Below are 13,501 nucleotides of genomic sequence, written 5' to 3'. Positions count from 1 at the left end.
AAATTAGCTGAAGATCCCAGATTTTTGAATGCAGCCGCTTAACGATTTTATTTCAGGACTCGCCCTATGAACGCCACCAGTAAACTGTTTTTTTCTTCGCTGCTCAGCGGCAAAAATCTGTTTTACCTCATCTTGATTATTCTTTTCACTGGCTTGGCGCTGGCAGGGATCTGGTTACTTGTTACCGGGCAATCTGCTTTGATTTATCCAGACCCATTGGTTACTGCCGGTATCAGTGGACTGAGCGTCATTTTAGCGGTGTTATTTGCTTTGATAGTAGCTTATCAGCCGCTCAGCAAAATCAAACAATCCATGGACGAAATGGAACTGCAAAACCGCCATAACCAGGATGCGATTTTACGATTACTCGATGAAATGGGTGATCTGGCGGATGGTGACCTGACAGTTACGGCGACCGTGACCGAAGATATTACCGGCGCCATTGCCGACTCGGTCAACTACACCATCGATGCTTTACGCAGTCTGGTAGCCCAGATCAACTCCACCACATTGCAGGTTGCTTCTGCAGCACAGGAAACCCAGGCGACTGCTTTACATTTAACCGATGCCAGTGAGCACCAGGCGCAACAGATTTCTGAAGTCAGCTCGGCCATTACCCAAATGGCCGCCTCTATCGAACTGGTTTCTGAAAATGCCAGCCAATCTTCTGAGGTTGCGAAACAATCGGTAAGTCTTGCTGTACAAGGTAACGGTGCGGTGAAAAAAGCTATCCACGGTATGGATACAATCCGCGAGCAAATCCAGGAAACCTCCAAACGGATGAAGCGTCTGGGTGAAAGCTCTCAGCAAATCGGTGAAATCGTTGAACTGATTAACGACATCGCCGAACAAACCAATATTTTGTCTTTGAATGCCGCCATTCAGGCTGCCATGGCAGGTGAAGCCGGTCGAGGTTTTGCGGTGGTTGCTGACGAGGTTCAACGACTGGCGGAACGTTCAGGCAGTGCCACCCGACAAATCGATGCCTTGGTACGTACCATCCAAAGTGATACCAGTGAAGCGATCAGCTCCATGGAACAAAGTACGGCTGAGGTAGTTTCCGGAGCTCGCTTATCACAAGATGCCGGTGCTTCTTTGGAACAGATTGAAACGGTATCCCAACAGTTAGCAGAATTGATCAACAATATTTCCAGCAATGCGAAACAACAGGCTACAGCGGCGATTAGTACATCCGAAAACATGAGTGTAATTCAGGAAATTACCATGCAGACTTCAACCGGCACCAATGAAAGCGCGGCGGCGATCGGTAGACTGCTGGAACTGACAAACGAACTGCGTAAGTCAGTCTCTGGTTTCAAATTACCTTAATACAGCCTGAGCCGGCGGAGAAGCGCATATGACCCAATCCAGAGGCAACTACAATGCCCTGACATGGCTGCAGGATGAATTGCAGAAGTCACTCGCTGCAGCATTACAATCGGTTCAGACCTATATCGAAGATCCGCAACAATCTGAAACACTGAGCCGCTGTGTTGAGCACCTGTATCAGGTCAACGGTACGCTGGAAATGCTCAATCTGGATGGCGCGCAGATGCTTGCCGCTGAAATGCAATCCATTGCCGGCTACATGCGTTCGTTTCCTGAAGATAAACAGAACTCTGCACTGGAAACCTTGACCCGCAGTCTTATCCTGCTGCCAACCTATTTGCATAAGTTGAATGAGAAGTTTCCAGATAATGCTTTGTGCGTGCTGGGTTCAATTAATGAATTAAGAGCGTTGCGCGACAAACCGGCGATTGCAGAAACTGATATATTCCAACCGGATCTGACTGTTGAACTTCCCGAAGGAATTGCACCTAACCCCGCTCAGACAGCCCCGCCATTGGAATTGGAAAGACATAAAATAACCCATGTCTTTCAACACCTGCTGCTGACGTGGATGCGTGAGCAGGATGATAAAAGCCTGCGCAAAATGCGCGGTATTTTGCGTCACTTGCGTCTGCAATGCATACAACAAAAAACCACTTTGTTCTGGTGGGTGGCAGAAGCTTTATTGGAAGGATTGGTCCATCGAGGTATCCGTGATGATGCCATCGCCAAACAGCTTATCGGCAAAATGGCCTCCCCCATCAGACTGGTTTGTGAGGGTGATGAAAATTCACTACTCGCTGGTTATCCCGAAGTTTTATTAAAACAGCTGTTGTTAGTCGTGGCTCGTTCAACCAGTTACGGGCCCTTAGTCACTGGAGTGAAACAAAGCTTTGGGCTGACATTTTATGATCAGGCCTCACAACTTATTGGTCATAGTGATTCAGCGTTGCAAGAAGCTCAAAATGCGTTACTAGAACAGCTTGAAGAATTAAAAGAACGGATTAGCCAGTTTGATACCGCAGAAGATCAGGCGGATGAGGCGGTCAACGATATCAGTGTGCAACTTCTGAGCATGGCGGATACGCTTTCTCTGCTTCAACACCAACAACAAAGTGATCTCTTACATAGCCAACATACCGCGCTGCAAAAATGTCTGACCACAGACAAGGCTTACCATGACCAACTGGCTCTGCTGGCAGATGATCTGCTGCAAATCGAAGCACGACTCAGACAGACTGATGCTTCTGATGCCATTCACCGGCAGTTACAGAAAACCGTATTAAGCGAATGCCTTAACGAATTAGCCAGTATTAAAGAATTACTGATCCTGCAATCCAATCAACCAGCAGAAGCAACCAATGCTGCACAGGAAAACTTTACCAACAGTTTAAAAATGCTGGCCGGTAGTCTGGATATTCTGAACATTAATAATGCCGCTGAACTGTTTACTTTTCTGGCGAATAAATTTGTTGATGACGCGTCATTATTATCTTCCGAACAATCTCAGCAGGATCTGGCCGAGATATTAACCTCGGCAGAAATTTATCTGGAAAATCTGCATCGCACCGGTCAAGGCGATGAAAACAGTCTGCAATCAGCCCTGTACAGAATGCAGCATTTTGGTCAAAGCCCGCCGCAAATTTTAGCGCCAGAACACCATACAGCTGTACCGCTGGAAACATCCGTCACAGCAGAAGTCAGCGATGATGAAGCTTCATCTGAAGCCCTTGAATTAGTGGACTTTGATTTATCTGTTGCAGAGGATTTTGCTGAGGACGAAACAGAAACCGAAGCTTTGCCTTTGATGGATTTTATTCCATCGCCGATTGAGCTCAACCAAGCCGAAACGGATACAACAGATGAATCCTTGGACTTCATTGATTTCGAAGAGCCATCGTCAGAAAAAGTCGCCCCCCTTGAACTTCAGCAAAATACTGAAAATGAATCTGCCAGTGGCTGGCGATTTGCTCCGCATATCAACAGCGAAGTCGCTGAAGTGTTTGTTGAAGAAGCCAATGAGGTTCTAAATGAATTGCAGCAGTTATTGCCAGTGTGGTGTGAGATACCTGAAGCAGGTGACTTAAGCACCATCCGACGCCATTTTCACACGCTCAAAGGTAGTGGCCGGATGGCTGGGGCGGAAACTATTGCCAACATGGCACAAGCTATCGAACATTTATTGAATCAGCTGTTGGATGGCGAGTTACCGGTTTCGGATGAAATCATGGCCTTGGCCATGGAAGCAGTACCGGAAATAAAAGACTGTTTACAGCTATTTACCCAAGCACAATCTGACTTTACTCAATCAGCCGAAGCGCTAACCATCTTAGCCAGACAGCTGAATGAGCAAGACAACGTACTGGAAATTCCCGCAGAAACAGTTGTTGTTGCTGATGAGGAGGATGAAGACCAAGCCTTACAGGATATTTTCTATCTGGAAGCTGAACAACATCTGCAAACCCTGTTTGCCGAAACGGCTATTTTGCAAGCCGGTAAAGTCATCAATAAAACCATGCTCAGTGCAGCGCATTCTCTTAAAGGCTGCGCCAACATTGCTGGCGTAAAACCTGTGGCCATCATCGCCACCCAGTTGGATCAGACATTCCGTAATCTCTATCATCAACAACAATCATTCACTGATGAATCAATCAGTGATTTGAACGATATTATTATTGAATTAAGCCAATTACTGCAGGCCGTGAAAACCAGCTCAGACGAGCCCGATATTCGTTTATTGGACAGACGTATTTTTGAGCTTTGTCCGCAAAAAGCTGATCATTCCCACAGCGCTCCACTCGACCCGGAGCAGCTTGTCAGCTTTCTTGAAGAAACAGACGGCTTGCTTAATGACTATAGTCAGCAGCTTGAACAATGGCAGCAAACCGATGACGAAGCGCCACTGTCCTTGCGGCAAACGTTAAACACGCTAGCAGAAAATGCTGAAAACGCATCACTGCAGCAGCTCGCTGCACTTTATCAATTGATGCAGCGATTGATCATGCATCCTCAAAGTCGCAGCAATAATCTGAAATTATTGCTTGATGAAGCATTAGAGATTGTTAACGACCAGATTGAAGCATTGATCCAACATAAAGTACCGGCTGATTTTACCGCTTTCCGCGAGCAAATTCGTTCTACCTTAACAGCTTTGGACACTGTATCGACTGTTGATGTGGATCCGGAAATTCTCGAGGCCTTTACCGAAGAAGCCGCTGAATTATTGATCTCCACTGACCGAGCCATCAAACAGTGGCAGTCAGAACCCGATAGCCCTGCCGGATCGATGCAGTTACAACGTGATTTACATACGCTTAAAGGTGGCGCGAGGCTAACTGCCACAACAGCAATGGCAGATCTGACACATCAAACCGAAACATTGGTACTGTCAGTGACAGATCGTGCTGAAAAACCTGATGAAAGCTTTTTCAATCTATTGCAGCGCTGTCAGGATCGCCTGACAGAAATGCAGGAGCAATTAGCCAACAGGGCGCACATCCCAGCAGCCATCGATTTACTGCAGGACATTCAGCAATATTCCGGTTACGTGCCAGCCGATATTGACAATATGGATACGTTGGCAGAGTCACCTGCATATATTGAACATTCAATGCCGGAGCTCCAGAGTCTGACCGACGTATCCCCCGTAAAAACCAAAGCCAGTTCTCAAAGCTCTGAAAAGATCCGCGTCCGTGCTGACCTGCTGGATTATCTGAGCAACTTTGCCGGTGAAGTCAGTATTACCCGCGATCAGGTCACCCAACAACACGGTGTAATGCATCTACAGCTTGAAGAAATGGAAGAAACGGTTGCCCGTTTGCATGAACAGTTACGCAAACTGGAAATAGAAACCGAAACCCAGATCCTGTTCCGTTACGAAGACACGGTTCAAGATACCAATGCCGAATTTGATCCTTTAGAGCTGGATCGTTTTTCGACCATCCAGCAGCTATCACGCAGTCTGACCGAAACTGTTAACGACTTGAATAACATCAGCCGTTCGATGGGTAATCTGATGCGTGAAACAGATATTCTGCTACTGCAACAGTCACGCCTGAACACCGACCTGCAACAAGGCTTGATGCACACTCGTCTGCTGCCGTTTAACTCGATAGTGCCACGACTGGAAAGGATTGTTCGACAAACTAATAGTGAACTGGATAAACAATCCCAGTTATTGGTCAGCGGTGCCGATTTAGAATTGGATAGAACCATTCTTGATAGATTGGTGGCACCCATTGAACATATTCTGCGTAATGCCATAGCACATGGTTTGGAAACCGCTGAGGAACGCGCGCAGCAAGGTAAAGAACCAACCGGCCAACTGCAAATCACTATGCAACGTGAAGGTTCTGAGGTGTTAATCACCATTGCTGATGATGGTCAGGGACTGAATATCGAAAAAATCAAACAGCGTGCGATCGCTCAAAATTTAATTGATCCGCATAACATCCCCAACGAGCAATCCCTGATTCAGTTGATCCTCACTTCAGGATTCAGCACGGCCGACAAGATTTCACAACTGGCCGGTCGCGGGGTCGGAATGGATGTGGTCAGTAATGAAATACGTGCACTGAAAGGCCGTTTATCCATCAGTTCACAACCCGGTAAAGGTACTCAGTTTCATCTGCGACTGCCATTGACATTGTCAGTGATGCAAGCCTTATTGATCTCGGTAAATCAGCAGCAGTTTGCTGTTCCATTATCAGCAGTTAACGCAGGTGAACGCATCAGTCTGCAACACATCCGTGAATTGATGGCACAGGAAAAGCCCAACTATACTTTTCATGGTGAACATTATGACTTTGTGCCATTGAGTAACTTACTCGGCCAACCGCTGAATTTGCTGGATAATCTGCGACAGCAAATGCCGTTGCTGTTATTCCGCAGTGGCGATATTAAAATTGCACTGGCCGTTGATAGTATTGATAGTAACCGAGAAATCGTTATCAAATCCGTTGGCGCGCAGCTGGGTCAGATTGATGCGATAAATGGTGCCACTATTCTCGGTGATGGCCGCGTTGTATTTATTCTTGATATTCCAAGCTTAATTGACAGCTATCAAACGCCAACCGGAACCACTAACCTGCAACAGGCCAGTGAAAGCTATCAACAGATAGCAGCTGACCGTAAACCTATGGCGATGATTGTTGATGACTCGATTACTATGCGTAAGGCAACCGGTAGCCTGTTAACACGGCTGGGCTTTGATGTGGTTACCGCAAAAGATGGGGTGGAAGCGTTGGCGCAGCTTTACGAACAAACTCCGGATATCGTTTTATTGGATGTGGAAATGCCACGTATGGACGGTTTTGAATTCGCCTCCATCATCCGCAACGATGTACAGTTTAAACACCTGCCGATTGTGATGATTACCTCGCGTACTGGCGAAAAACATCGTCAACGCGCCATGACCATCGGAGTCAATGCCTATCTCGGTAAACCTTATCAGGATGATGAGCTGATCATTTCAATGAAACAACAGCTGGGTAACCGCTATCCTGCTGAGCAACGGTAAATATAACAAAGGCGATTATGAGCAAAGAATCTGATTTTATTCATTGCATGTTGATTCCGCTCCGACAACATTATTTGTTGCTGCCAAATCCAACCATTGCCGAAGTTATTCCATTACCTCGGCTGACTGACAGTGATATCGACTCAGCTTGGTATATCGGCCAGTTTTTCTGGCGCGATTTGCCGTTACAGGTAATTGATCTCGAAACGTTGATCGGTAGCGGACAGCAAAACAACCGGCAGATTAATAAACTTTGCGTGATCAATGGCATTAATAACGAAGCCAAAATCAAGCATTATGCGGTAGCATGCTGCGGTGCTCCACAACTGATAACAATAAATGAAACAGCGCTGCAACCTACCCACGACATTGTTGATTCAGACTGGTTACATTGTCAGATTAAGATTGGCTCCAATGTCGCTTTTATTCCAAAATTAGACAATATTGAAACTCATCTGCAAAACAGTTTGTCCGGTAATACATCCTCTGACAATTTGCTTTAAGATACCGGCATGAAAATTCACATACGTATAGCTACGCTGCTGATGCTTGCAGCCTTTTTACCTGTCCAGGCCACTGCGGCAACAGATATCAATCAACAACGCAAGATCTATCAGCAAGCTAAAAAAGCGCTGCAAACGCACCAGCTTGCTCAATTCAGACAATTGCGTGAGCAACTGGGTGATTACCCGCTGCAGGAATATCTGGATTATTTATATCTGCAGCATCGGGTAAATGATTCCGAAGCGGCAAACATCAAACGCTTCTTACAGACGCGTGAAGAGAGTTTTTTCAAAGCCCGGCTGCGCAGTGCCTGGTTAGATAAACTGGCAAAAGACCAGCAATGGCAACAATATCTGGAGTTTTATCAAGCCCCTCAGTCTGCTGCTCGTGAATGTCATTATGCCCGAGCATTGATTGCCACCAATCAAACACAAGCCGCTGTCGAAGCCTTTGAAAAACTCTGGCTGGTGTCGACTTCCCAGGATAAAGCCTGCGACCCGGTGTTTCAGACAGCAACCCAACGTGGCTGGTTAACTGATGATTTACGCTGGCAGCGAATGATGCTGGCATTACGCAACCAACAGTTCCCTTTGGCCAATTTCTTAGCCAAAACAGTAAAGCAGAGCAATGCTGCTCAGGCTTGGGCCAAACGCTGGGAAGATATTCATAACAATCCTGTCAGCTTGCTGTCACAGCTCCCTGCAGCAGCGCCAAGTCAAAGCGTGTCTTTGGCGCAGGATGTGCCAATGGCTCGTGAAATCATTATTTATGGTTTAAAACGACTGGCAAGACAAGATTTCGAGAAAGCCTATTTTCACTGGAAACGTTTGCAAAACAGCTATTTGTTTTCAATCGATGAACGCCATGATGTGCAAGGCACTATAGGGATGTGGGCGGCATTAAATAAAGATGATCGAGCACTCTATTTTTATGGCGACACACCAAACCATCCTTGGCGAGTACGTGCTGCCTTATGGCAACAAAACTGGAAAGAAGTACAAAAAGCCATCGGCAGTCTTGATATAGAAGTTCGCCAGGAAACTCGCTGGCAATACTGGTTGGCGAGAAGCATGGCTGAACTTGGACAACGTGCGGAAGCTGAGGCGATATGGCGGACCTTAGTAGATGAACGTGATTTCTACGCATTTTTAGCTGCAGACAAAGTCGGTGCAGAATATGCAATGAATCATCATCCGATTGTCGCAGAAGCCTCGGAAAGTAATGGCATCGTGAATTCCGCTTCGGTAAAACGCATGCGTGAGTTTTATCTGCAGGATGAATTACTGGATGCCCGCCGCGAAGCCTATTTTCTGCAGCAGACATTAACTCCACGCGAATTACAGATTGTGGCAACCGAAACTCATAGATGGGGCTGGCATAATCAAACAATTGCCCTATTAGGCACTGCACGGTATTGGGACGCCTTGGATTTACGTTTTCCGGTGCTTTATAGCAACGAAATACGACAAGCCAGTGCCAATGTCGGAGTTGATGCATCATGGCTGCTTGCCATTGCCAGACAGGAAAGTGCCTTTAATCCTCAAGCACGTTCTCACGCTGGAGCGATGGGTTTAATGCAAGTCATGCCAGCGACTGGCAAACAAATAGGTGGATGGATTAATAAACCATTAAAACAGGATTCTGAGCTTTATAATCCTGCGCGCAATATTGAAATGGGCAGTTTTTATATCAGCCGTATGCAAGATCAATTTCAAAGTAATCCCGTGCTGGCAACCGCTGCTTACAATGCAGGGCCACATCGTGTTTCGCGCTGGTTACCGGAACAAACCATGCCTGCCGATATCTGGGTAGAAAATATTCCATTTACCGAAACGCGTCGTTATGTCCGTGCTGTATTAAGTTTTGCAGCAACTTACGACTATCAGCTAAAAGTCCCCATCAAGCGGATGTCGGATCGGATGCCTGCAGTGCGGCCCAGAAATACTTAACGTCTCGATATGCAAATATTTAAAGTAGGTGGCTGTGTTCGGGATCGCTTACTGGGCTTACCGGTAAAAGACCGGGACTGGGTGGTAGTTGGTAGTAATGTCGAGGAAATGTTAGCTCAGGGCTTCAGACCGGTGGGCAAGGATTTCCCAGTCTTCCTGCATCCCGCTACGCAGGAGGAATATGCGCTTGCTCGTACTGAACGCAAAACTGCCCCCGGCTATCACGGCTTTGAATTTCATGCCTCTCAGGAAGTCACCTTAGAAGAAGATCTCGCCAGACGGGATTTGACCATTAATGCAATGGCAGAAGATGCCAATGGCAAGGTCTTTGATCCCTTCAATGGGCAAGCCGATCTGCAAAATAAAATTCTGCGACATGTATCTCCGGCTTTTGTTGAAGATCCCGTGCGGGTCTTGCGTCTGGCACGTTTTGCAGCTCGCTTCGGCTTTCAGGTCGCTGATGAAACCAAACTGGTGATTTCCCAAATGATTGCCAATGGCGAACTGGAACATCTGGTCGCAGAACGTGTATGGCAGGAACTGGAAAAAGCTCTGCTGAGCAAACAACCATCCTTATTTTTTTACTGTCTGCGTGAGGTAGGCGCTTTAGCGATTCTGTTTCCGGAGATTGATCGGCTGTTTGGCGTACCACAAATTCCTAAATGGCATCCAGAAGTGGATACCGGTGTACATGTGATGCTGGTATTGGATCAGGCAGCCAGACTAAGCGATGACTTGGCGGTGCGTTTTGCTGCCTTGTGCCATGATTTGGGCAAAGGCACGACACCGGAAGATATTCTGCCAAGTCATAAAGGTCATGAAGCCCGCAGTATTACCCTGACTCAACAGCTGTGTGAACGCTTGCGTGTGCCGCGAGAAATTACCAGCTTGGCGATAAAAGTTGCAGAATTTCATACCCATAGTCATTTGCTATTCGAGTTATCAGCCGCTGAAGTACTGGCTGTATTTGAAGGTCTGGATGCGTTTCGCAAACCACAACGGTTTTCACAATATCTGCTGGCAGGAGAAGCCGATTTCCGTGGACGGCCTGGATACGAAGATGCCGATTTACCTGAGAAAGCGGCTTTTCAAGCCTGTTTTGATGCGAGCAGAGAAGTTAATGCCGCGCCTTTTATAGCTAAGGGTTTGCAAGGCCCGGCAATCGCCGCTGCAATCGCGGAGAAACGTTGCCAGATAATTGATGAAGTACTTGAACCGTTTCGTAAAAAACACTGAAACGACAACCACCTGACCATTACAGCGCCAAGTGCTTCACGTATACTATTTTCATTTTTAACAGACAGGATCTTTTCATGAGCAGTCAAATCTCCGCCAACTGGACCAGTGTTAACGCCGCCTGTCAGCCTCTGGTTGATAAATTAATCGACAATGCCCAAGCCCTGCAATTAGAAATCAGCTATTTATCCAATGGCACCCGCGTTGTTGATGCCGGTATCAAAGCCTCCGGCGGACTGGAAGCGGGCCGTTTGATTGGTGAAATCTGCATGGGCGGACTAGGCACGGCCACTTTGGGTAGTAACAGCGGCTTTGCTGACTGGCCCTGGTCGGTTAATGTGCATGCCAAAACTCCGGTTTTAAGTTGCCTTGGCAGTCAATACGCCGGTTGGAGCCTTTCTCATAAAAGTGAAGATGTAAAATTCTACGCACTGGGTTCTGGGCCAGGTCGTGCACTGGCTGCTCGTGAAGAATTATTCAAAGAGTTTGGCTATCAGGATAAAGCAGATTCCACTGTCATTGTGCTGGAAGTGGATAGCATGCCACCAGTTGAAATCGCCGAGAAAATTGCTGACAACTGCGCTATTAAACCTGAAAACCTGACCTTGATTTTGACCCCAACTACCAGCTTGGCTGGAGTAATGCAGATTGCTATTCGGGTACTCGAAGTCGCCATGCATAAAGCACATACCCTACATTTCCCTATGGATAAAATTGTCGATGGTTTTGGTACAACACCTGTTGCACCGCCAGGTGGAGATTTTATGACCGGTATGGGCCGCACCAACGATGCCATTCTGTATGGCGGTACCGTGCACCTGTTTGTGGACAGCAGCAACGATGAAGCAAAAGAGCTGGCAGAAAAAATGCCCAGTAACACGTCGTCAGATTATGGTCGCCCATTCGGTCAGATTTTCAAATCGTATGAATACGACTTTTTCAAAATTGATCCGATGCTATTCAGCCCGGCCAAAGTCATCGTTACCAGCACCCAGACCGGCAAGAGTTTTACTGCCGGTGAATTGAATGCTGATTTATTGAAACAATCCTTCGGGTTTTAATATCTGATCATGCCCCATGCCCGCATTGCCATATTTAACGACACCCATGGCTGGCATAGTGACCAATTAACTGCGTCATTGTCAGCGCTGGGTATGGAGGCTGTGCTTATCGATCTGGCGGATTGCCGGATCGATACGCGCAGCCCAACCGGATTGATCATTCCACAGTTTGAGAACACGTTACCTGATGCTGTTCTGGTCCGTGGCATCGCCCCCGGCAGTTTGGAACAGATCACTTTGCGTATGGATGTGTTGCATACCTTGGCCGAATTGGGTGTGCCGGTCCTCAATCCCGCCCATGCCATTGAGTTAACGGTAGACAAAGCCAGAACATCACTTAAACTGCATTTAGCCAATATTCCCTCACCACAAACCTGGGCCTGCGAAAATCGACAGCAAGCTCTGCTAATTGCCCGTGAAGAGCTTGCGAAAGGTTATAGTCTGGTCGTCAAACCCTTGTTTGGTTGCCAGGGAAAAGGCATTCAACGTATAGAACACTTATCGCAACTGGATCAGCTGTCCGTGGTCGGTGATGCCTATTATTTGCAACATTACGTTGCTCCAGTTCAAACCGGCCAATGGCAAGACTGGCGACTGATGGTGGTTCAGGGTGAAGTCATTGCAGCAATGACCCGTCGCTCAAATCACTGGATCACTAACTTCGCTCAAGGTGCCAGTTGCTTTGCCAGCACCGTCACTCATGAAATGGCACAACTCGCCATTCAGGCAACAGCAATAGTGGAGGCACCCTATGCCGGAGTCGATCTGATTCAGGATCAGCAGGGTCATTTCAGTGTATTGGAAGTGAATAGCGTACCCGCCTGGAAGGGTTTGTATCAGGCCACAGGCATTGATATTGCTGGTCGACTGGCGGCGATGGTGGCATCACATATTCAGCACATCAGACAGGTATCGCTCCCCGAACATGTTGGTTGAACAGCAGATTAATGATTGTGTCCGCTGGGCCTGTGAACAGGAAGTCAACGCTCCGAAACCCGGTAATGTAAATGTGTGGAGTGATGGTCACAATATGGCGGTGCAGGACTTTTTATTAAGTGCCAAAGCTATTGCTCCCGTCATGGCTCAACCGAATCTCAGCGTTGGCGAACGAATTCTGCAAGCAGTAGAGGCAACACGGCAAGTCGTTAATTGCAATACCAATCTTGGCATTGTGCTGTTGTTTGCTCCACTCTGTGATGCAGTTCAGCGCTGTTCAACTTTTGATGCATTATCCTTAGAACTCGAACAAACATTAAGCAGTCTGACGCTGGAAGATGCACATCTTTGTTATCAAGCCATTCGTCTGGCCGAAGCAGGTGGCCTAGGTGAACAAACCGAACAAGATATTAATCAACAGCCCAGCGTAACGCTGCGAGAAGCCATGTTATTAGCGCAACATCGAGATACGATTGCATTGCAATATGTTAATAATTACCAGCAAGTATGGGATATCGGCTATAAACAATTGACAGAAGCGCTGAAATGTGGGGAAAAGGTTGAATGGGCCACCACAATCGCGTATCTTTACTTACTAGCACGTGTGCCGGACACTTTGATTATCAGAAAGCAATCCCGGCATATCGCCCAGACAGTGGCACAGAAGGCACAGTTATTTATTTTAAAAATGAATAAAAATAGACCCCTAAGCAAATCAACAGCTGAGCTGACCGTCTGGGATCACGAATTAAAGAGTCGCGCCATAAATCCCGGAACCTCCGCAGATATGACCGCAGCAACATTGCTGCTGTTTGCGTTTGAGCAGGCGTTTGATTCGAACCGAATTTCAGTAGCACGATGCTTATAGCGGGCGGCACTGAGCAGGTGATACGTTCCTTTATTACGTATAAACCTCAACCTCACGAAAACGGTTGAGGAAAAAATGAGCCTTTTTGACAATTTTTTTG

The 13,501-nt window shown here is 47.0% G+C and carries 8 protein-coding genes; all 8 read left to right on the top strand.

Translation table 11 applies throughout. The features are described 5' to 3' along the window. Positions 1-66: 66 nt before the first annotated feature. The 8 genes from Q7V21_RS15225 (at position 67) to Q7V21_RS15190 (ending at position 13,401) form a co-directional block, all read left to right on the top strand. On the top strand, positions 67-1,329 hold the full coding sequence (locus Q7V21_RS15225) for a methyl-accepting chemotaxis protein (protein WP_304918098.1): 1,263 nt from the start codon (positions 67-69) through the stop codon (positions 1,327-1,329). A gap of 28 nt (positions 1,330-1,357) precedes the next feature. Further along, entirely contained in the window at positions 1,358-6,847 is a 5,490-nt protein-coding gene (locus Q7V21_RS15220) for an Hpt domain-containing protein (protein WP_304918097.1), read from the top strand. Between the two features lie 17 nt (positions 6,848-6,864). Beyond that, positions 6,865-7,350, top strand: coding sequence for a chemotaxis protein CheW (locus tag Q7V21_RS15215; protein WP_304918096.1), 486 nt, complete (start codon positions 6,865-6,867; stop codon positions 7,348-7,350). Between the two features lie 9 nt (positions 7,351-7,359). Beyond that, entirely contained in the window at positions 7,360-9,300 is a 1,941-nt protein-coding gene (locus Q7V21_RS15210) for a transglycosylase SLT domain-containing protein (protein WP_304918095.1), read from the top strand. A 9-nt stretch (positions 9,301-9,309) separates the two neighbouring features. Continuing rightward, positions 9,310-10,536 carry a multifunctional CCA addition/repair protein gene (locus Q7V21_RS15205; protein WP_304918094.1) on the top strand — a complete coding sequence of 409 codons (1,227 nt, stop codon included), beginning with the start codon at positions 9,310-9,312 and terminating at the stop codon, positions 10,534-10,536. 77 nt (positions 10,537-10,613) lie between these two features. Beyond that, positions 10,614-11,597, top strand: a complete 984-nt coding sequence (gene mch, locus Q7V21_RS15200; RefSeq protein WP_304918093.1) for a methenyltetrahydromethanopterin cyclohydrolase — start codon at positions 10,614-10,616, stop codon at positions 11,595-11,597. Positions 11,598-11,606: 9 nt separating this feature from the next. Beyond that, on the top strand, positions 11,607-12,533 hold the full coding sequence (locus tag Q7V21_RS15195) for a RimK family alpha-L-glutamate ligase (RefSeq protein ID WP_304918092.1): 927 nt from the start codon (positions 11,607-11,609) through the stop codon (positions 12,531-12,533). Continuing rightward, positions 12,523-13,401 carry a triphosphoribosyl-dephospho-CoA synthase gene (locus tag Q7V21_RS15190; RefSeq protein ID WP_304918091.1) on the top strand — a complete coding sequence of 293 codons (879 nt, stop codon included), beginning with the start codon at positions 12,523-12,525 and terminating at the stop codon, positions 13,399-13,401. Before Q7V21_RS15195 ends, Q7V21_RS15190 begins: the two co-directional genes overlap by 11 nt. Positions 13,402-13,501: the final 100 nt, after the last annotated feature.

The sequence above is a fragment of the Methylophaga sp. genome (assembly GCF_030651745.1).
This window is presented reverse-complemented; position numbering and strand designations above follow the sequence as displayed.